Raw genomic sequence first — 25,667 nt, 5'->3', positions numbered from 1 at the left:
GATAGGGGGCCCGCCCGTCCACATAAGGGTTGGCTCCCTACGGTGCGCTGAATAGCGTCATTTCGACGGCACCCGCAGGGTGCCGTCACGGCTTTCAAAAGAGCTCTGGACATCTCGAGGAGGGTGCCCCGCATGAGCGGCGACCAGGAATTCTCCGTTTCCGACCGGAATTCGGGGGAGCATGGCGTTCCGGGCGGGGCGGCTCCCACTCCCGCAGTGATCCCCTGGGTGCTGCACGGCACCGGCGAAGCGGCGGTCCGTGCCCAGGCGCTGAAGCTGAGCGCCTTCCTCTCGGAGCGCGGCCCGGACCGGCAGGCACCCAGCCCGCACGACGTCGGCCTCTCGCTGGTGACCACACGCGCCTCCCTCGCGCACCGCGGCGTGGTCCTCGGCACCGACCGCGAGAGCCTCCTCGAAGGCCTCGACGCCCTCGCCGCCGGCGGCCTCGGCGGTACCGTGGTCACCGGCCCCGTGACGGGCGGCAGCTCCACCCCCGCGGTCTTCGTCTTCCCCGGCCAGGGCTCCCAGTGGCAGGGCATGGCCGTCGAACTGCTCGACACGGCGCCGGCGTTCGCCACCGCTCTGGCGCAGTGCTCCGCCGCGCTGGACGCCTTCACCGACTGGGACCTGGAACAGGTGCTGCGCGGCGAGCCGGGCGCACCGACCTTCGAACGGGTCGACGTGGTCCAGCCCGTGCTGTGGGCCGTCATGGTCTCGCTGGCCGCGCTGTGGCGCTCGTACGGCGTCGAACCGGCGGCCGTCGTCGGCCACTCCCAGGGCGAGATCGCCGCCGCGTGCGTGGCCGGAGCACTCACCCTCGAGGACGGCGCCCGCGTGGTCGCCCTCCGCAGCCAGCTCATTGCGGAGGAACTGGCCGGCCAGGGCGGCATGATGTCCGTACCGCTGCCCGCGGCCGAGCTGGAGACCCGCCTCACACCGTGGCAGGGGCGCGTTCAGCTCGCCGCCGTCAACGGCCCGGGCTCCACCATCGTGGCCGGCGAGAACGCCGCGCTCGACGAGGTGCACGAGAACCTCACCGCGCAGGGCGTCCAGGCACGCAAGATCCGCGTGGACTACGCCTCCCACTCGCACTACGTCGAGGCGCTGAAGGACAAGCTGCACGCCCTCCTGGCCCCCGTCCGCCCGCGCCGCTCCGACATCGCCTTCTACTCGACGGTGACCGGCGCCCTCATCGACACCTCCGAGCTCGACGGCACCTACTGGTTCACCAACCTGCGCCAGACCGTCCGCTTCGAAGCCGCCACCCGCGCCCTGCTCGCCGACGGCTACGGCCTGTTCGTCGAAGCCAGCCCGCACCCCGTGCTCCGCAACGGCCTCGGCGAGACCTTCGAGTCCGCCGGCGCCCAGGCCACCGCCGTCGGCTCGCTGCGGCGCGACGACGGCGGGCTCCTGCGCTTCGCCACCTCCCTGGCCGAAGCCTCCCTCGGCGGCGCGCCCGTCGCCTGGACCGACTTCTTCGCCGCCGACGCCCGCGTCACCGACCTCCCCACGTACGCCTTCCAGAACCGCCGCTACTGGATCGACTCCACCACCGGGGGCGCCGACGTCACCGCCGCCGGACTCGACCCCGCCGCCCACCCGCTGCTCGGCGCCGTCATCACCTCCTCCGCCTCCGGCGAGACCGTCTTCACCGGCCGCGTCGGGCTCTCCTCCCACCCGTGGCTCGCCGACCACGAGGCCCTCGGCAGCGTGCTCGTCCCCGGTACCGCCTTCGTCGACCTGGCCCTGCGCGCGGGCCAGCACACCGGCAGCGGGTGCGTCCGCGAACTCACCCTCCAGGCACCGCTGGTACTGCCCGCAGACGGCCGGCTCCAGCTCCAGGTCACCGTCGGAGCGCCCGACGAGGGCGACGGCCGCCCCGTCACGATCCAGTCCCGCGGCGAGAACGGCGACCACGCCTGGACCCGCCACGCCACCGGCATCCTCGACGCCCACGCACCGCTCGCCACGGCACTCGCCGCGGACCTGGCCTCCTGGCCGCCGCCCGGCGCCGCACCCGTACCGCTGGACGGGGCCTACGAACGGCTCCTGGACCGCGGTTACGCCTACGGACCCGTCTTCCAGGGCCTCAAGGGCCTGTGGCGGCGCGGCCGCGACCTCTTCGCCGAGGTCGAGCTGGACGAGCAGGCGCACACGGACGCCGCCCGCTTCGGTCTGCACCCCGCACTCCTCGACTCCGCCCTGCACGCCGAACTCCTCGCAGGCGAGGACGCGTCCGGCGACACCGTCCTGCCCTTCGCGTGGACCGGCGTCACCCTGCACGCCGTCGGCGCCACCTCGCTGCGCGTCCACCTCGCCGAGGCCGGACCCGACGCCACCCGGATCACCGCCGCCGACGGCACCGGCGCGCCCGTCCTCACCGTCGACTCCCTCGTCGCCAGGGCCGTCTCGCCGGAGCAGCTCGCGGCTGCCGGGGCGGGCAGCGGCCCCGAGCCGTACGCCGTGCGCTGGATCCCGGTGTCGACGACCGAGGGCGCCGCGGAACCCGCCGCCGGCAGCTGGGCGGTCGCCGGAACCGGCGCCGCCGCCGACGCCCTCGCCGCGGCACTGGGCGCCGACACCCACGAGGACCTGGCAGCCCTCGCGGACGCAACCTCCGAGGCCCCGCCCCAGGTGGTCGTCGCGCTGCTGGCCGGATCCGCCGAGCCCGGCGACGTACCGTCCGCGGTGCGCCGCACCACCGGCCGTGCCCTGGAGCGCGTCCAGTCCTGGCTCGCCGACGACCGTTTCGCCGACGCCACCCTCCTGCTGGTCACCGGCGGCGCCGTCGCCGCGTCCGAGGACGGCGTGCCGGACCTGGCCCAGGCCCCGCAGTGGTCCCTGCTGCGTTCGGCCCAGGCCGAGAACCCCGGCCGGTTCGTCCTCGTCGACACCGACGCCGACCTCGCCGCCGGTACGGCGCCCGGTGCGGGCGCCCTCGCCGCGGCCCTCGCCACCGGGGAGCCCGAGACCGCGCTCCGCGACGGCGAGGTCCTCGCCCCCCGGCTCACCGCCGCCGATCCCGCTCCCCGCGCGGAATTCGACCCCGAGGGAACCGTCCTGATCACGGGCGGCACCGGAGGCCTGGGCGCACTCGTCGCCCGCCACCTCGTCACCGAGCACGGCGCCCGCCGCCTGCTGCTCACCAGCCGCCGCGGCCCCGCCGCGCCCGGCGCCGCCGACCTGCGCGCCGAGCTGGCCGAACTGGGCGCCGAGGCCGAGATCGCGGCGTGCGACACCGCCGAACGCGACTCCCTCGCCGCCCTGCTCGCCGGGATCGACCCGGCCCATCCGCTCACCGCCGTCGTGCACGCCGCCGGCGTCCTCGACGACGGCCTGATCGGCTCCCTCACCGCGGAGCGGCTCGACAGCGTCCTGCGCGCCAAGGCGGACTCCGCCTGGCACCTGCACGAGCTGACCCGCGACCTGGACCTGGCCGCCTTCGTCCTGTTCTCCTCCATCGCCGGGACGCTCGGCTCGGCCGGCCAGGCCAACTACGCCGCCTCCAACGGCTTCCTCGACGCCCTCGCCGCCCACCGCCGGGCCGCCGGTCTCCCCGCCGTGTCCATGGCGTGGGGCCTGTGGGCCGACGGCACCGGAATGACCGGCCACCTCGACGAGGCCACCGTCGCCCGCATGCGCCGCGGCGGGTTCCCGCCCATCGCCGCGGCGGAAGGCCTCGCCCTCTTCGACAGCGCGTTCACCGGCACCGCGGACGGCGGATCGCTGCGCGTCCTGCTCAAGCTGGACACCGCGGCGCTGCGCGCCGCCGCGGGCTCGGGCACCGTACCGGCCCTGCTCCGCTCCCTGGTCCGCGTCCCGCTGCGGCAGGCCGCCCAGGCCGACCGCGGCGAGGCCTCCTTCGGGGACCGGCTGGCCTCCCTGTCCGGCGGCGAGCGGACCAAGGCCCTGCTCGATCTCGTACGCCGCCAGGTCGCCGAGGTCCTCGGTCACGGGAGCATCGACGCCGTCGACCCCGACCGGGCCTTCAAGGAGCTCGGCTTCGACTCTCTCACCGCCGTCGAGCTGCGCAACCGCGTCAACGCGGCCACCGGGCTGAGGCTGCCCCCCACCCTCGTCTTCGACTACCCGAGCGCCCGCGCCCTCGCCCGGCACGTGGAAGGCCAGTTCGCCGGCACCGGTACCGTCTCCGGCGCCGGCCGGGCCGCCCCGGCCGCAGCCGCGGCCGACCCGGACGAGCCGCTCGCCATCGTCGCCATGGCCTGCCGCTTCCCCGGAGGTGTGGAGTCGCCCGAGGACCTGTGGAAGCTGGTCGCGGACGGCACCGACGCCGTTTCCGCCTTCCCCGCGGACCGCAGCTGGAACATCGACGAGCTCTACCACCCCGAGCCCGGCACGCCCGGCCGTACGTACACCAAGTCCGGAGGCTTCCTCCACGACGCGGCCGACTTCGACCCCGGCTTCTTCGGCATCAGCCCCAACGAGGCGCTGGCCATGGACCCGCAGCAGCGTCTGCTGCTGGAGACCTCCTGGCAGCTGTTCGAGCGGGCGGGCATCGACCCGGCCACCCTGCGCGGCAGCTCCACCGGCGTCTTCGCCGGCATGATGTACCACGACTACGCGGACAGCAGCGCGGCCGGATCGATCGTCTCGGGCCGCCTGTCCTACCACTACGGCCTCGAGGGTCCGGCCGTCACGGTCGACACGGCCTGCTCCTCCTCGCTCGTCGCCGTCCACCTGGCCGGGCAGGCGCTGCGTTCCGGCGAGTGCTCGCTCGCCCTCGTCGGCGGAGTCACGGTCATGGCCACCCCCGGTGTCCTCATCGAGTTCGGGCAGCAGCGCGGCCTCGCCGCGGACGGCCGGTGCAAGCCGTTCGCCGACGCCGCCGACGGCACCGGCTTCTCCGAGGGCGTCGGCCTGCTCCTGCTGGAGCGGCTCTCCGACGCCCGCCGCAACGGCCACCAGGTCCTCGCCGTCGTGAAGGGCTCCGCCGTCAACCAGGACGGCGCGAGCAACGGCCTGACCGCCCCCAACGGCCCCTCGCAGCAGCGCGTCATCCGCCAGGCACTCGCCTCGGCCGGCCTGTCGGCCGCAGACGTCGACGCGGTCGAGGCGCACGGCACCGGCACGGTGCTCGGCGACCCGATCGAGGCCCAGGCCCTGCTCGCCACCTACGGCCAGGACCGGACCGGGGACCGGCCGCTGTGGCTCGGGTCGATCAAGTCGAACATCGGCCACGCGCAGGCCGCCGCCGGTGTCGCCGGTGTCATCAAGATGGTCGAGGCCATGCGCCACGGGGTCCTGCCCCGCACCCTGCACGTGGACCGGCCCTCGCAGAAGGTCGACTGGGAGGCCGGCGCCGTCCGGCTGCTCACCGAGGCCCGTGACTGGAGCGCGGAAGGACCCCGCCGCGCGGGCATCTCCTCCTTCGGCATCAGCGGAACCAACGCCCACGTGATCATCGAGCACGTGCCCGACGAGGAGCCCGCGGCCGCCGCTCCCGAATCCGCGCCCTCCGGGCCGGAAACCGCCGAGGACACCGGGGCCGTCGCCTGGCTGCTGTCGGCGGCGGGCGGCGAAGCCCTCGCCGACCAGGCCCGCCGCCTGGCCGACCACGTCGCCGGCCGGCCCGGGCTGCGCCCGGTGGACGTCGCGTACTCCCTCGGCACCGGCCGCCCGCTGCTGAGCCACCGTGCCGTCGTCGTCGGGGAGGACCGTGAGGAACTCCTCGGCGGGCTCGCCGCGCTCGCCGGGCGGCCGCCCGCCGCCACGGCGGCCTCCGGCCCCGCCGGGTCCACCGCCTTCCTCTTCACCGGCCAGGGATCGCAGCGGCCCGGTATGGGGCGCGGACTGTACGACGCCCACCCGGTGTTCGCCCGGGCCGTCGACGCCGCCGCCGAGGCCCTCGACCCGCACCTGGAGCGGCCGCTGCTCGAGGTCATGTGGGGCACGGACGCCGAGCTTCTGAGCCGCACCGAGTACGCCCAGCCCGCCCTGTTCGCCCTCGAGATCGCCCTGTTCCGGCTCGCCGAGTCCTGGGGCATCCGCCCGGACTACCTCGCCGGGCACTCCGTCGGCGAACTCGCCGCGGCCCGCGCCGCCGGCGTCTTCGGCCTCGAGGACGTCGCAGCGCTCGTCGCCGCCCGCGGCCGCCTGATCCAGAACCTGCCGACCGGCGGCGCCATGGTCGCCATCGGGGCCGCCGAGGCCGAGGTCGTGCCGTTCCTGACGGACGCCGTGTCCCTCGCCGCCGTGAACGGCCCCTCGTCCGTGGTGGTCTCCGGAGCGGCGGACGAGGTCCTCGCCCTCGCGGCCCGCTTCGAGGCGGACGGCCGCAAGACCGGAAGGCTCCGGGTCAGCCACGCCTTCCACTCGCCGCTCATGGAGCCCATGCTCGACGAGTTCCGCACGGTCGCCCGCAAGATGGCCTACCGCAAGCCGGCCATCCCCGTGGTCTCCACGCTGACCGGCCGGCTCGCCACGGCCGAGGAGCTGGGCGACCCCGAGTACTGGGTCCGGCACGTACGCGGCACCGTCCGCTTCGAGGACGCCGTGCGCACCCTCGACGCCCACGAGGTCACCACGTACCTCGAACTCGGCCCCGACGCCGTCCTGTCCTCCCTCGGCGCGGACTGCCTCACCGGCGGGCGCGACGTCGCCTTCCTGCCCGCCCTGCGCCGCGACCGGTCCGAGCCGCGCGAACTGGTGGCCGCCGCCGGCCGGGCCGCGTCCCGCGGCGTGGCCGTCGACTGGAGCGCCGTCCACGCCCGGCGGCAGCCGCGCCGCGTCGAACTGCCCGGGTACGCCTTCCAGCGCCGCCGCTACTGGCTCGACTCCGTGGCCGGCAGCGGCGACGTCGCCACCGTCGGCCAGCAGAGCGCCGGACACCCGCTGCTCGGGGCCGTCGTCGAACTGCCCGACACCGGCGGCCTCGTCCTGACCGGTCGGCTCTCCGCCACCGGCCAGGCCTGGCTCACCGACCACGACCTGCTCGGCACCGTGCTGCTCAGCGGCGGCGCACTCGTCGAGCTGGCGCTGCACGCCGCGGCCCGCACCGGCTGCGCCGGACTGCGGGAACTCGCCGTCGAGAGCCCGCTCGTGCTCCCCGAGGGCGACACCGTCGACCTGCGCGTCACCGTCGGCGCACCGGACGCGTCCGGCGCCCGCCCGGTCTCCGTCCACTCCCGCACCGGCACCGGCCAGGACTCCGGCTGGCGCCGCAACGCCACCGGCACCGCCGTCCCCGGTCACACCCCCGGTCAGACCCCGGAAACCGGCGCCGCCTGGCCGCCCGCCGGCGCGACACCGCTGGCCACCGACCGTGCCTACGAGGAACTCCTCGCCCGCGGTTACGGATACGGGCCCGCCTTCCAGGGGCTGCGCGCCGCCTGGCAGCGCGGCGGGGAGCTCTTCGCCGAGATCGGGCTGCCCGAGGGCGCGGACCGGGACGCGGACCGCTTCACCCTCCACCCGGCCCTGCTCGACGCCGCCCTGCACGCCCAGCGGCTCACCGCGGACGCCTCCGCGCAGTTCGACTCCGACTGGCAGGGCGTCGCCCTGCACACCACCGGCAGCCGCGAGCTGCGCGTTCACCTCGCCCCGGCCGAGGACGGGGGCACCACGCTGGCAGCGAGCGACACCAACGGGCGGTCGGTGCTCACCGTCGACCGCGTCGCCTCCCGCCCGGTGACGGCCGCCGAGCTGACCGCGGGCCGGGGCATCGCCCAGGAGGCGCTCTTCCGGCTCGACTGGCAGAGCGCGCGCCCGGCCGCGGTCCGGACCCGTCCGCAGGGCATCGCGGTGCTCGGCACCGACCGGCTCGGCCTCGGCGAGGACGTACCCGCCCACCGGGACCTCGAAGCGCTGCTGGCCGACCTCGCGAAGGGTGCGGCGCCCGAAAGGGTGGTCCACCTCGCCGAGGGACCCGACGCCGCCCCCGAGACCCTCGCCCTGCTCCACCACTGGACCGCCGACGAGCGGCTCGGCGTCCTGCCGCTGGCCATCGTCACCCGCGAACACAGCGCCGCCGCCGGCATGGTGCAGGCCCTGGTCCGCACCGCGCGCGCCGAGAGCGGCTGCCCGCTGACCCTGATCGCCCTCGACGGCTCGGACGAGTCGCTGCACGCCCTGCCCGCCGCCTTGGCCCTGGACGAGCCGGAGACCGCGCTGCGCGCCGGCACGGTCCTCGTCCCGCGGCTCACCCCGGCCCCGGCCCCCGTCGCCGCGCCGGCCTGGGACCCGCAGGGAACGGTCCTGGTCACCGGTGCCCCCGGCACGGCCGGCGCGCTGGCCCGCCACCTGGTCACCGAGCGGGGTGTACGGCACCTGGTGCTGGCCACCGAGCAGGGCCTCGCGGCGGACGCCGAGGGGCTGATCGGGCCGGACGCGGAGATCTCCGTGGTCACCACCGACCTCACCGACCCCGCAGCGGTCGCCGCGCTCCTCGCGGCGATCGCCCCGGAGCACCCGCTGACCGCGGTCGTCCACACGGCCCACGACACCGCGGACGGCTCCTCGTTCGCCGGGTTCACCGCCGACCGCCTCGCCGCCGCCGGCCGGCCCGACCGGGCCGCATGGAACCTCCACAAGGCGACCGGCGACAGCGCCCTCGCCGCCTTCGTCCTGGTCTCCTCGGCCGAGGCGCTGCTCGAGGGCGACGGGCAGGCCGGCAACGGCTTCGCCCAGATCGGCTTCGAGGCCCTCGCCGGGCACCGCCAGAGCCGGGGCCTGCCCGCCACCGCCCTCGCCTACGGTCCCTGGCGGGCGCCGGGAACGGCCGCCGCACCCCAGGAGCGGGCCGGGCTGCCCGCGCTCACCGCCGAGGAGGGACTCGCCCTCTTCGACGCCGCCCTCACACAGGCGGCGGCGACAACACTGGCCGCCGTCCGCCTCGACCGGGCCGCGCTGCGCACTCGGCCGGAGGAACTCCCGTACGTCCTGCGCTCCGTGGTCCGCACCCCGGCCCGCTCCGCGGCGCCCGCCGACGGCGCCTCCCTCGCGGAGCGGCTGGCGGGGCTGAGCGCGGACGAGCGCGAGCGGACCCTGCTCGCGCTGGTCCGCGAGCACGTCGCGGCGGTGCTCGGCCACCCCGACCCCGAAGCGGTCGACCCCGAGCGCGCGTTCCAGGAACTCGGCTTCGACTCCATGGCGGCGGTCGACCTGCGCAAGCGCCTCGGCGCCGCCACCGGGCTCTGGCTGCCCGCCACCCTCGTCTTCGACCACCCGACCTGCCGGGCCGCGGCCGGCTACCTGGACGGCGTGCTTGCCCCGCAGGACGCCGACGGCGCCCGCCCGGTGCTCGACGAGACCGACCGGCTGGAGACCGCCCTCGCGGCCGCCGCCCCAACCCCGGCCGAAGCGGCCAGGATCACGGCCCGCCTGGAGGCCCTGCTGCGCAAATGGCGTGACGCGCAGGACGGTGCCGCCACCGCGGAGACAGACGACGAATTCGCCTCGGCCACGGACGACGAGTTGTTCCGGGCCCTGGACGATCTTGAGATTGGTTGATGTGCCATGTCGACGAACGAGGACAAGCTCCGCGACTATCTCAAGCGCGCCACGTCCGACCTGCAACAGAGCAGGCGGCGGCTGAGGGAGGTCGAGGCCAAGGAGCACGAGCCGATCGCCATCGTCGCGATGGGCTGCCGCTTCCCGGGCGGGATCAGTACGCCGGAAGAGCTGTGGGAGATGGTCTCCGAAGGCCGCGACGGCATCTCGTACCTGCCGGAGAACCGCGGCTGGGACACCGCGGGCCTCTACGACCCCACACCGGGCACACCGGGCAAGTCGTACGCTCGTGAGGGCGGCTTCCTGCTCGACGCCGGCGAATTCGACGCCGACTTCTTCAAGATGAGCCCGCGCGAAGCGCGCGAGACGGACCCGCAGCAGCGGCTCCTGCTGGAGACGGCCTGGGAGGTCCTGGAACGGGCCGGCATCGCACCGGACTCCCTCAAGAACACCTCCACAGGCGTCTACACCGGGATCGTCTACCACGACTACGGCGACGGCGGCACCGGCAGCATGGCCAGCGTCGCCTCCGGCCGGATCTCGTACTGCCTGGGCCTCGAAGGCCCGGCGATCACCGTCGACACCGCCTGCTCCTCCTCCCTCGTCGCCCTGCACCTGGCGGCCCGCGCCCTGCGCGCCGGCGAGTGCACGCTCGCCCTCGCGGGCGGCGCCACCGTCATGTCCTCCCCCTCGTCGTTCGTCGGCTTCAGCCAGGACCGCGGGCTCGCCCCGGACGGCCGCTGCAAGTCCTTCTCCTCCGACGCGGACGGCACCGGCTGGGGCGAGGGCGTCGGCCTGCTCCTGCTGGAGCGGCTCTCCGACGCGGTCCGCAACGGGCACCCCGTACTCGCCGTGCTCCGCGGATCCGCCGTCAACCAGGACGGCGCCAGCAACGGACTGTCCGCGCCCAACGGCCCCTCACAGCAACGCGTCATACAGGCCGCGCTCGCCGCCGCCCAGCTCTCCGCCCACGAGATCGACACCGTCGAGGCGCACGGCACCGGCACGGTGCTCGGTGACCCGATCGAGGCCCAGGCCCTGCTCGCCACCTACGGCCGGGGCCGGCCCGAGGGCCGCCCCCTGTGGCTCGGCTCCTTCAAATCGAACATCGGCCACGCGCAGGCGGCGGCCGGTGTCGGCGGAATCATCAAGATGGTCCAGGCGATGCGCCACGACCTGCTGCCCCGGTCGCTCAACATCGCCGGACCCAGCACCGAGGTCGACTGGACCGCGGGCGACATCGAGCTGCTCACCGAGGCCCGGCCCTGGCCCCGGGGCGAGCACCCGCGCCGGGCCGGCGTGTCCTCGTTCGGCATGAGCGGCACCAACGCGCACGTCATCATCGAGGAGGCGCCCGCCCCCGCACCGGCCGAGACGGCCGGCACCGCCGACACCGCGGACGCCGCCGGCACTCCGGCCCCTGCGGCGCCGAAGCGGCTCGTCCCCGTGCTCCTCTCCGGCCAGAGCCCCGACGCCCTCACCGACCAGGCCCGCCGGCTCCTCGCCCACCTCAACGCCCGCACCGGCGACGAACCCGGCGTCCTCGACCTCGGCTTCTCACTGGCCACCACCCGCGCCGCGCTGCGCCACCGCGCCGCCGTCGTCGCGGCCGACCGGACCGAACTCGGCCAGGCCCTCGAGGCGCTCGCCGCCCGGGAGCCCTACCCCGGGCTGTCCACCGCCGCGGTCACCGAAGGCCGCACCGCGTTCCTCTTCACCGGCCAGGGCGCCCAGCGCACCGGCATGGGCCGCGAGCTGTACGAGGCCTTCCCCGCGTTCGCCGAGGCCCTGGACGAGGCCACCGCCGAGCTGGACCGGCACCTGTCGCACCCCCTGCGCGACGTGATGTGGGGCGAGGACGAAGCCGCCCTGAACCGTACCGAGTTCGCCCAGCCCGCCCTGTTCGCCGTCGGAGTGGCCCTCCACCGCCTCCTCGGCTCCTGGGGAGTACGCCCCGACTTCCTCGCCGGCCATTCGGTGGGCGAACTCGCCGCGGCGCACGTCTCCGGCGTACTCACCCTCGCGGACGCGGCACGCCTGGTCGCAGCCCGCGGCCGACTCATGCAGGCCCTGCCCGCCGGCGGCGCCATGGCCGCACTCCAGGCCACCGAGGAAGAGGTCTTCCCGCAGCTCAGCGGCACCGTCGCGATCGCGGCCGTCAACGGCCCCCGGTCCGTCGTGATCTCAGGCGACGAGGAGGCGGTCCTCGCGGTCACGGCGCACTTCGACGCCCTCGGCCGCAAGACCAAGTGCCTCGGCGTCAGCCACGCCTTCCACTCCCCGCTCATGGATCCGATGCTCGACGAGTTCCGCACGGTCGCCGAGAGCATCACCTACGGCACCCCGGCCGTCCCCGTCGTCTCGAACGTCACCGGCACCCTCGCCGGCGACGAACTCTCCACCCCCGACTACTGGGTCCGCCACGTGCGGGAAGCCGTCCGCTTCGCCGACGGGATCGGCTTCCTCGGCGCCAAGGGCGTCACCACGTACGTCGAACTCGGCCCCGACGCCGCCCTGTCCGCCACCGGACCCGACTGCACGGCGCCGGACACCGACTCCGCGTTCGTCCCCCTGCTGCGCCGCGGCCGCCGGGAGGAGCGGGAACTGCTCGCCGGCCTCGGCCACCTCCACGTCCGCGGCCTCCCCGTCGACTGGAGCGCCTTCTACGCGGGAGGCTCCGCCCGCCGCGTCGACCTGCCCACCTACGCCTTCCAGCGCCGCTGGTACTGGCAGGACACCGACACCACCGCGCCGCGCGGCGCCGCCGACCCGGCCGACGCCACCTTCTGGGACAGCCTCGAAGGCGCGGACCTCCCCGTCCTCGCCGGCCGCCTCGGCGTCGACCCCGCCGCCCTCGGCGAGGTCGTGCCCGCGGTGACCGCCTGGCGCCGAACGGTGCGCGAAGCCCACACCGTCGACTCCTGGCGCTACCGCGTCGCCTGGCAGCCCGTACCCGAGGAGACCTCGGCACGCCTCGACGGGACCTGGCTGCTCGCCGTACCCGCGGGCATGTCCGACGACGAACGCGTACGGACCGTCGCCGCCGCCCTCGAAGCGGGCGGGGCCGCGGCCGTCGTACGGATCGAGACCGGCGAAGAGGACCGCACCGCCCTCGCCGCACGGCTCCGCGCCACCGACGCCGCCACAGGGGCCGCCGGAGTCCTCTCCCTGCTCGCCCTGGACGACCGCGTCCACCCCGCCCACCCCTCACTGACCCGCGGCACCGCCGCCACCCTCGCCCTCGCCCAAGCCCTCGGCGACACGGGCAGCCGCGCCCGGCTGTGGAGCACCACCACCGGTGCCGCCACCGTCGACCCCGCCGAGCCCACCGACCCCTGCCAAGCCCTGCTGTGGGGAACCGGCATCGGCCTCTCCCTCGACCAGCCCGACACCTGGGGCGGCCTCGTCGACCTGCCCGCGACCCTCGACGCCCCGGCGGCCCGCCGCCTGGTGTCGGCCCTCGCCGGAACGGCGGGCGAGGACCAGCTCGCGGTCCGCGCCCGGGGCCTCTTCGCCCGCCGCATGGTGCACGCCCCCCTCGGCGACGTGCCCGCTCCCCGCGACTGGAAGCCCCGCGGCACCGTCCTCATCACCGGCGGCACCGGAGGACTGGGCGCCCATGTCGCCCGCCTCCTCGCCGGCCTCGGCGCCGAACACCTCGTCCTCACCAGCCGCCGCGGCCGGACCGCCGCCGGAGCAGCGGAACTCGAGGCCGAACTCACCGCCCTCGGCTGCCGCGTCACCATCGCCGCCTGCGACGCTGCCGACCGCGACGACCTGGCCGCCCTGCTTGCCGCAGTCCCCGAGGACACCCCGCTCACCGCAGTCGTCCACGCGGCCGGCGTACTGCAGCGGCTCGCCCCCGCCGCCGAACTCGGGCTGGAGGAATTCGCCGAGGTGGGCCGCGCCAAGGTGCTCGGCGCCGCACTCCTGGACGAACTCCTCGGAGACCGGCCCCTCGACGCCTTCCTCCTCTTCTCCTCCGGCGCGGCCGTCTGGGGCAGCGCCGGCCAGGCCGCCTATTCGGCCGCCAACGCCTACCTCGACGCACTCGCCCACCGGCGCCGCGCCCAGGGCCGCGCCGCCACCTCCATCGCCTGGGGCTCCTGGGCGAGCGGCATGGTCGACGACGAGATCACCTCCGTCATGCAGCGCATCGGCGCCCCGCCGATGGAGCCGGAACTCGCCCTGCGCGCCCTGCGGACGGCCCTCGACCACGAGGAAAGCCACCTGGTGGTCGCCGACATCGACTGGTCCCGGTTCGCCCCCGTCTACACGACGGCCCGCCCGCGGCCACTGCTCGACGCACTGCCCGAGGCCCGCGAGCTCGCCGCCCCGGACGGCACCGGCGACGCGTCGAGCGGGGCAGCGGACTCCGCGCTCGCGGAGCGGCTCGCCGCCATGCCGCCCGCGCAGCAGACCAGGACCCTGCTGGAGCTCGTACGGACGCACGTGGCCGCCCTGCTCGGTTACGGCACCCCCGCCGAGCTGGAGCCCGGCCGGGCCTTCACCGACCTCGGCTTCGACTCCGTCGCCGCCACCGACCTGCGCAACCGGCTCGGCTCCGCCACCGGCATCGCCCTGCCCGCCACCCTCGTCTTCGACCACACCTCCCCCGCGGCCGTCGCCGAGTACCTGCACCAGCAGCTCTGCAAGGACCAGGCGGGAGAGGTACTGGGCCTGCTCTCCGAACTCGACCGGCTCGAACTCGCACTGGCCTCCCTCACCCCGCAGGAGGCCGAGGACCACGGCATCGCAGCGCGACTCCAGGACCTTGCGACCAGGCTGAGGAACCGTGGGGGGTCCGCCTCACCCGGTGCCGACGGCGACTTCGGCAGCGACATCGGCGGGCTCGACGACGCTTCCGCCGAGGACGTCCTCGCGTTCATCGACCAAGAACTCGGCCTGTCCTGAAAAACGATCAGTTGTGTTGGGGTCCCACCGGGGACTGAAAGGTGTTGTGAGGCTGGGATGGCTGACGACGGCAAGCTCCTCGAGTATCTGAAGCGTGTGACCGCCGACCTGGCACAGACGCGCCGCCGGCTCCAGGAGGTCGAGTCCGCGGACAACGACCCCATCGCCATCGTGTCGATGGCGTGCCGGTACCCGGGCGGCGTCGAGTCGCCCGAGCAGCTGTGGCAGCTCGTCGCCGACGGCGCCGACGCGGTCGCCCCCTTCCCCACCGACCGCGGCTGGGACCTCGACGCCATCCTCGGCGACAGCGAGTCCGCGGGCTCCGGCACCAGCTACGTCGGCGAAGGCGGCTTCCTCTACGGCGCCGGCGAGTTCGACGCCCCGTTCTTCGGGATATCGCCGCGCGAGGCCCTCGCCATGGACCCGCAGCAGCGGCTCATGCTCGAGGTCTCCTGGGAGGCCGTCGAACGCGCCGGCGTCGCCCCCGACAGCCTGCACGGCGGCCGGGTCGGCGTGTTCGTCGGCTCCGGCTTCCAGGACTACGGCGACCTCCTGTCCGCAGCGCCCGAAGCCGCCGAGGCATACCTCGGCACGGCCACCGTGGCCGCAGTGATCTCCGGCCGCATCTCGTACGCCCTCGGCCTCGAAGGCCCCTCCCTCACCATCGACACCGCCTGCTCGTCCTCGCTGGTGTCCGTACACCTCGCCGCCCAGGCCCTGCGCAAGCGTGAATGCAGCCTCGCCCTCGCCGGCGGCGTCATGGTGATGTCCACGCCCGGCCCCTTCATCGCCTTCAGCAAGCAGAAGGGACTCGCCGCCAACGGCCGCTGCAAGGCGTACTCCGACAGCGCGGACGGCACCGGCTGGGCCGAGGGCGCGGGCATGCTCGTCCTGGAACGCCTCTCCGACGCCCGCCGCAACGGCCACCCGGTGCTCGCCGTGGTACGCGGCTCCGCCATCAACCAGGACGGCGCGAGCAACGGCCTCACCGCCCCCAACGGCCTCGCCCAGCAGCGCGTCATCCGCCAGGCCCTCGCCGCGGCGGGCATCCCCGCCGCCCAGGTGGACGCCGTCGAAGGCCACGGCACCGGCACCACCCTCGGCGACCCCATCGAGGCGCAAGCCCTGCTCGCCACTTACGGCCAGGGCCGCCCCGAAGGCCGCCCGCTGTGGCTGGGCTCGCTGAAGTCGAACATCGGCCACGCCCAGGCCGCGGCCGGCGTCGGCGGGATCATCAAGATGGTCCAGGCGATGCGCCATGGCGTCCTGCCCAAGACCCTGCACGTCACCGAGCCGTCCAGCCACGTGGACTGGACGGCCGGGGACGTACGGCTGCTCGACGAGGCCGTCGACTGGCCCGAGACCGAGCACCCGCGCCGGGCCGGCATCTCCGCGTTCGGCGTCAGCGGGACCAACGCCCACGTCATCGTGGAAGAGGCCCCGGCCGCCGAGGCACCCGCCGAGGAAGCACAGGAGAGCGCACCCCCCGCCGCATGGGCCGACGGGCTCCCGCTGCCCTGGATGGTCTCCGCGCGCAGCGCCGCGGCGCTCGCGGGCCAGGCCGACCGCATCGCGCCCTTCCTCGCCGAGGCGGAACCGCTCGACCTCGCCCACTCGCTCGCCACCGGGCGTTCCGCGCTGGAGCACCGGGCGGTCGTGCTCGCCGAAGACGCCGCCGACGCCCTCGCGGCGTTCACCGCGCTGGCCGCGGGCGAACCGCACCCGGCGCTCCAGACCGGCCTCGTCGCCGAGGGACTCACCGCTTTCCTGTTCACGGGTCAGGGTGCGCAGCGGATCGGTATGGGGCGTGAGTTGTATGGCGCGTTCCCGGTGTTCGCTGCTGCCTTCGATGCGGTGGCGGGGGAGCTGGACGGTCATCTGTCGCGTCCGCTGCGTGACGTGGTGTGGGGTGAGGATGCGGATGCGCTGAACCAGACGGAGTTCTCGCAGCCTGCCCTGTTCGCTGTCGAGGTGGCTCTGTTCCGCCTGGTGGAGGCGTGGGGGGTCTGTCCGGACTTCCTGGCCGGTCACTCGGTGGGCGAACTGGCCGCAGCGCACGTCGCGGGGGTGCTGTCGCTCGAGGACGCGGCGCGTCTGGTGGCGGCCCGTGGCCGTCTGATGCAGGCACTGCCGTCCGGTGGTGCCATGGTCGCGATCCAGGCGACCGAGGAGGAAGTCCTCCCGCACCTGGTCGACGGTGTGTCCATCGCTGCCGTGAACGGGCCGTCTTCCGTCGTGGTCTCGGGTGATGAGGCTGCCGCCCTGGCGATCGGTGCGCACTTCGAGGCGCAGGGTCGCAAGACGAGCCGTCTCAAGGTCAGCCACGCGTTCCACTCGCCGCTGATGGAGCCGATGCTCGACGAGTTCCGGACGATCGCTGAGGGTCTGACCTATGGTCAGCCGGCCATCCCGGTCGTCTCGAACGTGACCGGCACCCTCGCGGGTGAGGAACTGTCTACTCCCGAGTACTGGGTGCGGCACGTTCGTGAGGCGGTGCGGTTCTCCGACGGTGTCCGCTTCCTGGAGGCCGAAGGCGTCTCCCGGTTCTTGGAGCTGGGTCCGGACGGTGTGCTGTCGGCGATGGCGCAGCAGTCCCTGGAAGGGGAGAACGTCCTGACCGTTCCGGTGGTCCGCAAGGACCGCCCGGAAGCCCCGGCGCTGCTGACCGCGCTCGGTCAGCTCCACGTCCGCGGCACCGCCGTCGACTGGACGGCGTTCTTCGCCGGTACGGGCGCCCGCCGCGTCGAGCTCCCCACCTACGCCTTCCAGCACGAGCGCTACTGGATCGTTCCCGAAAGCGGCATCGGCGACGTGGCTTCGGCCGGTCTCGACTCCGCCGATCACCCGCTGCTCGGCGCCGCCGTCGTCCTCGCCGACTCCGAGGGCGTCGTACTGACCGGGCGCCTGTCCGTCACCACGCACCCGTGGCTCGCCGACCATGTGGTCGGCGGATCCGTCTTCTTCCCCGGCACCGGTTTCGTGGAGCTGGCCATCAGGGCCGGCGACCAGGTCGGCTGCGGAGAGGTCGACGAGCTGACCCTGGAGGCTCCGCTCGTCCTCCCCGAGCGCGGCAGCGTCCAGTTGCAGGTCGCCATCGGCTCACCTGCGGAGGGCTCGCAGGCCCGCCCGTTCAGCATCCACTCCCGCCCCCAGCACGCCGAAGCGGACCTGCAGTGGACCCGGCACGCCGCCGGTGTGCTCCGACCCCAGACCGCCGGGACCGTCACCGGCACCACCCTCGAGCCGTGGCCGCCGCTGAACGCCGAGCCCATCGACCTCGACGGCCACTACACGACCCTGTCGGAGGCCGGACTCTCGTACGGCCCCGTGTTCCAGGGCCTCAAGGCCGCCTGGCGGGCCGGTGACACCGTCTATGCCGAGGTCGCCCTGCCGACCGGGGCGCACGCCGACGCCCAGCGGCTCGGCCTCCACCCGGCGGCGCTGGACGCCGCCCTGCACGCGATCGTCTTCACCGGCGCCTCCGCGGAGCAGGCCGCCATCCCGTTCGCGTGGAGCCAGGTCGTCCTGCACGCCTCGGGTGCCGCCAACCTCCGCGTCCGGCTCACCCGTACCGGTGCCGACAGCGTGACGCTCGCCGTCGCCGACGGCGCCGGCCAGCCCGTGGCTTCCGTCGGCTCCCTCACCGTACGGCCCATCTCCGCCGAGCAGATCGCCTCCGCGAGCTCCCCGCAGCACGACTCCCTCTACCGGACGGACTGGACCGCCGTCCCCGCGACCGACGGCGCGGACCCCGCGGCGAGCCGCACCCTCATACTGCACAGCAAGCCCGGCACCGACGCCGAGGCCCTGCACCGGGCCGTCAAGGACGCGCTCGACTTCCTGCAGAACGGCCTCGCCGACGCCGACGAACCGCAGCTGGCCCTGGTCACGCAGGGCGCCGTCGCCCTCGACGGCGAGGACGTCACCGATCTGGCCGGCGCGGCCGTCTGGGGTCTGGCCCGTTCCGCACAGTCCGAGAATCCGGGCCGCATCGTCCTCGTCGACACCGGCGTCGGCGGCGCGCAGGAAGGCCGCGACCAGGCCCTCGACATCGCGCTCGCCACCGGGGAGCCCCAGATCGCCGTACGCGCCGGAGTGCCGTACGCCGCCCGCCTCGCCCGGGTCTCCGCGCCGGCCGAGGCCCCGGCCCCCGCTTTCGGCCCCGACAGCATCGCGCTGCTCACCGGAGCCACCGGCAGCCTCGGATCCCTCCTGGCCCGCCACCTGGTCACCCGCCACGGCGTCCGGCGCCTCGTGCTCACCAGCCGCCGCGGCCAGGACGCGCCCGGGGCGACCGAACTGTGCGCCGAACTCACCGAGCTGGGAGCAGAGGTCACGCTCGAAGCCTGTGACGCAGCCGACCGCGAAGCGCTGGCCCGGCTGCTCTCACGCACCACGCCGACCGCCGTCGTGCACCTCGCCGGTGTCCTCGACGACGGCATCCTGACCTCCCTCACCCACGAGCGCGTCGACTCCGTACTCGCGCCCAAGGCCGACGCCGCACTCAACCTGCACGAACTCACCGCGGGCATCGACCTGACGGCGTTCGTCCTCTTCTCCTCGGGCGCCGGCACCCTCGGCACCCCGGGACAGGGCAACTACGCCGCGGCCAACGCCTTCCTCGACGGGCTCGCCACCCACCGCCGTGCCTCCGGCCTGCCCGCGCACGCGCTGGCCTGGGGCCCCTGGACCGGTGGCATGGCCGAGACGCTCGCCGACACCCATCACGCGCGGATGTCGCAGGGCGGCATCTTCCCGCTGGCACCGGCGGAAGGCCTCGAGCTCTTCGACGCGGCCGTCGCCACCGACGCGCCCACGATCGTCCCCGTCAAGTTCGACCTCCCGGCCATCCGCAACGCGGGCGACACCTTCCCCGCACTGTTCCGCGGTCTCGTCCCCGCCGCCCGCCGGCGCACCGCCCGGGACAGCGCCGCCGGATCCGGCTCCCTGCGCCGTCAGCTGGCCGGACTGCCGGAGGCCGAGTGGGAAACCACCCTGCTCGACCTCGTGCTCAACCGCGCGGCCCTCGTCCTCGGCTTCGGCTCGGGCCAGGCCGTCGAGGCCGAGCGCGCCTTCCGGGACCTCGGCTTCGACTCGCTGGCCGCCGTCGAACTCCGCAACGGCCTCAACAGCGATACGGGGCTGCGCCTCCCGGCCACCCTCGTCTTCGACTACCCGACCCCGACGGCCCTGGCCCGACACCTGCTGGAGGAGCTGTCCGGCCTCGGCGAGGCCGCGGCGACCCCGCTCACGCCCGGGCTGGCCCCTGTCGACGACGACCCGATCGCCATCGTCTCGATGGCCTGCCGCTACCCCGGCGGCGTCGAGTCGCCGGAGGCGCTGTGGCAGATGGTCGCGGGTGGCGTCGACGGGATCACCGAGTTCCCGACCGACCGCGGCTGGGACACCGACGCCCTCTTCGACCCGAGCGGCGAGCGCGAGAACACCAGCTACATCCGCGAGGGCGGATTCCTGCACGACGCCGCGCACTTCGATCCGGCGTTCTTCGGGATCAGCCCGAACGAGGCGCTCTACATGGATCCGCAGCAGCGGTTGCTGCTGGAGGCTTCGTGGGAGGTCTTCGAGCGGGCGGGCATCGACCCGGCGACATTGCGGGGCAGCTCGACGGGCGTGTTCGCCGGCATGATGTACCACGACTACGCCGCGAACAGCGGCACGGGCGCCATCGCGTCCGGCCGCGTCTCGTACGTCTTCGGGCTGGAGGGCCCGGCCGTCACGGTCGACACGGCGTGCTCGTCGTCGCTGGTCGCCCTGCACTGGGCGATCCAGGCGCTGCGCACCGGTGAATGCTCGATGGCGCTCGCCGGCGGCGTGGCTGTCATGGCCACTCCCGAGGCCTTCGTCGAGTTCAGCCGCCAGCGCGGCCTCTCCCAGGACGCGCGGGCCAAGTCTTTCGCGGCCGGCGCGGACGGCACGGTGTGGGGTGAAGGTGTCGGCATGCTGCTCGTGGAGCGGTTGTCGGATGCGCGTCGCAACGGGCATCCGGTGCTGGCGGTGGTGCGTGGTTCGGCGGTCAATCAGGATGGTGCGAGCAATGGTCTGACGGCTCCGAACGGTCCTTCGCAGCGGCGGGTGATCCGGCAGGCGCTCGCCTCGGCCGGGCTTTCCACCGCGGACGTGGATCTGGTCGAGGCGCACGGTACGGGCACCACGCTGGGTGACCCGATCGAGGCCCAGGCCCTCCTGGAGACCTACGGGCAGGAGCGTCCGGAGGGGCAGCCGCTGTGGCTGGGTTCGCTGAAGTCGAACATCGGCCACACGCAGGCCGCCGCGGGTGTCGCGGGCATCATCAAGGTCGTCGAGGCGATGCGTCACGGTGTTCTGCCCAAGACGCTGCACCTCGATGGTGACGAGCCCTCGCACCAGGTGGACTGGGAGGCGGGCGACGTAGAGCTGCTGTCCGAGGCTCGGGAGTGGCCGGAGCTGGGGCGTCCGCGCCGGGCCGGTGTCTCCTCCTTCGGCATCAGCGGCACCAACGCGCACGTCATCATCGAGCACGTAGAGGAAGCCGCGCCGGTACCCGCCGGATCCGCCGCCACGGCGCCCGCGCCGTGGGTCCTTTCGGCGAAGTCGGCCGAGGCACTGCCCGCCCAGGCCGCCCAGCTGCTCGCGCACATCGAGGCGAACGACGGCCTGGACCTGTTCGACGTGGCACTGTCGCTGGCCACGACCCGCCCGGCCATGGAACACCGTGCGGCGATCGTCGGTGAGACCCGTGAGGAGCTCCTGCACGGCCTGGCGGCGGTGGCCGAGGGCCGTGGTCAGGCCGTGGGGCGCAGCGCCAAGGGTCGTACGGCGTTCTTGTTCACGGGTCAGGGTGCGCAGCGGATCGGTATGGGGCGTGAGTTGTATGGCGCGTTCCCGGTGTTCGCGGCCGCCTTCGATGCGGTGGCGGGGGCGTTGGACGGTCATCTGTCGCGTGCGCTGCGGGATGTGGTGTGGGGTGAGGATGCCGATGCGCTGAACCAGACGGAGTTCTCGCAGCCTGCCCTGTTCGCTGTCGAGGTGGCTCTGTTCCGCCTGGTGGAGGCGTGGGGGGTCCGTCCGGACTTCCTGGCCGGCCACTCAGTGGGCGAGCTGGCCGCCGCGCACGTGTCGGGGGTGCTGTCGCTCGAGGACGCGGCGCGTCTGGTGGCGGCCCGTGGCCGTCTGATGCAGGCCCTGCCTGCGGGCGGTGCCATGGTCGCGATCCAGGCGACGGAGCAGGAAGTCCTCCCGCACCTGGTCGATGGTGTGTCGATCGCTGCCGTGAACGGGCCGTCGTCCGTCGTGGTCTCGGGTGATGAGGCTGCCGCGCTGGCGATCGGCGCGCACTTCGAGGCCGAGGGTCGTAAGACGAGCCGTCTGAAGGTGTCGCACGCGTTCCACTCGCCGCTCATGGAGCCGATGCTGGCCGAGTTCCGGAGCATCGCGGAGAGCCTCACCTTCTACCCGCCTCGGATTCCGGTCGTCTCGAACGTGACCGGCACCCTTGCCGGCGAGGAGCTGTCCACGGCCGAGTACTGGGTGCGTCATGTCCGTGAGGCGGTGCGGTTCTCCGACGGGATCCGTTTCCTGGAGGGCGAAGGGGTCTCGCGGTTCTTGGAGCTGGGTCCGGACGGTGTGCTGTCGGCGATGGCGCAGCAGTCCCTGGAAGGGGAGAGCGTCCTGACGGTTCCGGCGGTCCGCAAGGACCGTCCGGAGGCCCCGGCGCTGCTGGCCGCGCTCGGTCAGCTCCACGTCCGCGGCACGGCCGTCGACTGGACGGCGTTCTTCGCCGGTACGGGCGCCCGCCGCGTCGACCTGCCCACCTACGCCTTCCAGCGCCAGCGGTACTGGGTGGACACCCTTCGCTACTGGGCCGACCCGTGGGCCGGCGCAGGCTCCGGCGGTGGAGCGGCAACCGGTGTCGATGCACTCGACCACCTCCTGCTCGGCGGAGTCGTCGAATCACCCGACGCCGACGGACCGGTGTTCACCGGACAACTGTCGCTCGCCACTCATCCGTGGATCGGCGACCACCAGGCCTTCGGCAGCGTCCTGCTGCCCGGGACGGCCTTCGTGGAACTGGCTCTGCGAGCCGGAGAGCACGTGGGTCTCGACGGCCTCGCCGAACTGACCCTGCAGGCACCCCTCGTACTGCCCGAACAGGGAGCCGTGGTGCTGCGGGTCGCCGTCGGCGTCACCCGTGCCGACGGCAGCCGTTCCGTGCGGATCCACTCGCGGGCCAAGTCCGGCGACGAAGCATGGCAGCTCCACGCCGACGGCCTGCTGGCCTCCGATGTGGCCGCCCCGGCGCACGATCTCGCCCAGTGGCCGCCCGCCGACGCCGAACAACTGCCCGTCGACGGCGTCTACGAGCGGCTGCTCTCGCGCGGCCTGGGCTACGGCCCGACCTTCCAGGGCCTCAAGGCCGCCTGGCGGGCCGGAGACACAGTCTACGCCGAGGTCGAACTGCCCGAGGAGGCGCACGAGGACGCCGACCGCGTCGGCATTCACCCCGCCCTCCTCGATTCCGCCCTCCACGTCGGCCTGATCGGCGACTCCGCCGAGGACGACGCCGCAGGTGCGGACGAGGGCGGCGCCCTCGTGCCCTTCGCCTGGAACGCGGTGGCGCTGCGCGCCACGGGTGCCACCTCGCTGCGGGTGCGCGTCTCGCCGACCGGTCCGGACAGCCGCGAGCTGACCGTCGCGGACAGCTCCGGCAACACCGTCCTCAGTGTCTCCTCACTGGTGGCCCGTGAGGTCTCGGCCGAGCAGCTCGCGTCTGCCGGCGCCGACCGCGGACCCGTCTCGTACGAGGTGGACTGGGCGCCCGTACCGGTCTCGGCCGTCATCCCGCCCACCGGTACCGACTGGGCCGTGGTCGGCCCGGACGTGCTGGACCTCGGAACCGGTGCCGCGCACCACGCGGACCTGACCGCCCTGCTGGCCACGATCGATGCCGGCGGGGACGTGCCGGCGCACGTGCTGTTCCCGGTCCTCGCGGAGATCGACGCGGAAGTCCCGGCCGAGGCGCACAGGGCCGCGCACCTGGTGCTGCAAGCCGTGCAGACCTGGTTGGGCGACGAGCGGTTCGCCGCCTCACGGCTCGTCGTCGTGACACGCGGTGCCGCCGGACCCGATGCCGGCCGCGCGGCGCAGACCCTGGCACCCTCCGTGGTGTGGGGCCTGGTACGGGCCGCGCAGAGCGAGAACCCCGACCGCTTCGCGCTCGTGGACGTGGACGGCTCGGCCGAGTCGCACCAGGTGCTCGCGGCCGCGGTCGCCGGTGGCGAGTCCGAGGTGGTCCTGCGGGCGGGCGCGGTGCTGGTGCCCCGTCTGGTGAAGGCGGTGCACGAGACCTCCGCCTCCGCCGTCGCCTTCGACGCCGAGGGCACGGTGCTGGTCACCGGCGGTACGGGTGGTCTGGGCGCGCTCGTCGCCCGCCACCTGGTCTCCGAGTACGGGGTACGGCACCTGCTGCTGACCAGCCGCCGGGGCGTTGACGCCCCCGGCGCCGCCGAGTTGCAGGCGGAGCTGGCCGGGCTGGGCATCAGCGTCACCGTCGTGGCGTGTGACGTCTCCGACCGCGAGGCGCTGGCTGCCGTACTGGCGGCGGTGCCGGCGGAGCACCCGCTGACGGGCGTCGTCCATTCCGCCGGTGTCCTGGACGACGGTGTCGTCGGGGCCCTGACCCCGGAGCGGTTCGACACCGTGCTGGCGCCGAAGGCCGACGCGGCCTGGCACCTGCACGAACTCACCCGCGCCATGGACCTGTCCGCCTTCGTCGTCTTCTCCTCCGTCGCCGGCACGCTCGGCGCGGCGGGACAGGCCAACTACGCGGCGGCCAACGTCTTCCTCGACACCCTCGCCGCCCACCGGCGGTCCTTGGGACTGCCCGCGGTGTCCCTGGCCTGGGGCCTGTGGGAGTCGGGCATGGGCGGGCACCTCGACGAGGCGACCGTCCGGCGGCTGCGCCGCCAGGGCTTCCCGCCGCTCTCCGTTGAGGAGGGCCTCGCGCTCTTCGACCGGGCACTCGGCTCCGAGGCCCCGCTGAACGTCCTGCTCCGGCTCGACTTGGCCGCCCTGCGCGCCCAGGCCGCTACCGGGAACTCCCTGCCGATGCTGCGCGGCCTCGTCCGTACGCCGCTCCGGCAGACCGCCCGCAACGGCGCGGCCGGCGCGGGCTCGGGCCTCGGTGCACAGCTCGCCGGGATGCCCCAGGACACGCGGGAACGCTTCCTCGTCGACCTTGTCCGTGCACAGGTCGCCGAGGTGCTCGGCCACGCGTCCGCCGATGCCGTCGAGGCCGGACGTGCGTTCAGCGAGCTGGGCTTCGACTCCCTGGCGGCCGTCGAACTGCGCAACCGCCTCAACGAGGTGTCCGGCCTGCGTCTGTCGGCCACGCTCGTCTTCGACTACCCGACCTCCGAGGCGGTCGCCGGTCACCTGGCGGCTGAGCTGACCGGGTCCGTCGAGGGCGGCGACGCCTTCGCCGCCGCGACGGTGCTGGACGACGACCCGATCGCAATCGTGTCGATGGCGTGCCGCTACCCGGGCGGCGTCGAATCGCCGGAGGACCTCTGGAAGCTGGTAGCAGACGGTGTGGACGGGATCACCGAGTTCCCGTCGAACCGCGGCTGGGACCTCGACGAGATCTTCGACCCGAGCAAGGAGCGCCCGAACACCAGCTACGTTCGCGAGGGCGGATTCCTCCACACCGCAGACGAGTTCGACCCGGCGTTCTTCGGGATCAGCCCGAACGAGGCCCTGCACATGGATCCGCAGCAGCGGTTGCTGCTGGAGGCTTCGTGGGAGGTCTTCGAGCGGGCGGGCATCGACCCGGCGACGCTGCGGGGCAGCTCGACGGGCGTCTTCGCCGGCATGATGTACCACGACTACGCGGACAACACGAACACCGGATCGATCGCTTCGGGCCGTCTCTCGTACGTCTTCGGGCTGGAGGGCCCGGCGGTCACGGTCGACACGGCGTGCTCGTCCTCGCTGGTCGCCCTGCACTGGGCGATCCAGGCGCTGCGTGCGGGGGAGTGCTCGATGGCGCTCGCCGGCGGTGTGGCCGTCATGGCCACCCCGGACGTGTTCGTCGAGTTCAGCCGCCAGCGCGGTCTGTCGGCCGACGGCCGATGCCGCTCCTTCGCGGCCGGTGCGGACGGCACCGCCTGGGGCGAGGGCGTCGGCATGCTCCTTGTGGAGCGGTTGTCGGATGCGCGTCGCAACGGGCATCCGGTGCTGGCGGTGGTGCGTGGTTCGGCGGTCAATCAGGATGGTGCGAGCAATGGTCT

3 protein-coding genes are annotated in these 25,667 nt (G+C 74.1%); all 3 read left to right on the top strand.

Going from position 1 to position 25,667, the window contains the following annotated elements; genetic code table 11:
- The first annotated feature begins 132 nt into the window (after window positions 1-132).
- Window positions 133-9,468, top strand: coding sequence for an SDR family NAD(P)-dependent oxidoreductase (locus ACIBAD_RS27780; protein ID WP_398909235.1), 9,336 nt, complete (start codon window positions 133-135; stop codon window positions 9,466-9,468).
- Window positions 9,469-9,474: 6 nt separating this feature from the next.
- Window positions 9,475-14,382, top strand: a complete 4,908-nt coding sequence (locus ACIBAD_RS27775) for a type I polyketide synthase (protein ID WP_398909232.1) — start codon at window positions 9,475-9,477, stop codon at window positions 14,380-14,382.
- A 96-nt stretch (window positions 14,383-14,478) separates the two neighbouring features.
- A partial coding sequence (locus tag ACIBAD_RS27770) for an SDR family NAD(P)-dependent oxidoreductase (protein ID WP_398909392.1) occupies window positions 14,479-25,667 on the top strand: 11,189 nt, incomplete at its 3' end.

The organism is Streptomyces sp. NPDC051109 (assembly GCF_044455885.1).
Lineage (GTDB): Bacteria > Actinomycetota > Actinomycetes > Streptomycetales > Streptomycetaceae > Streptomyces.
The sequence above is the reverse complement of the archived record's forward strand: the minus strand, read 5'-3'. Positions and strand labels throughout refer to the sequence as shown.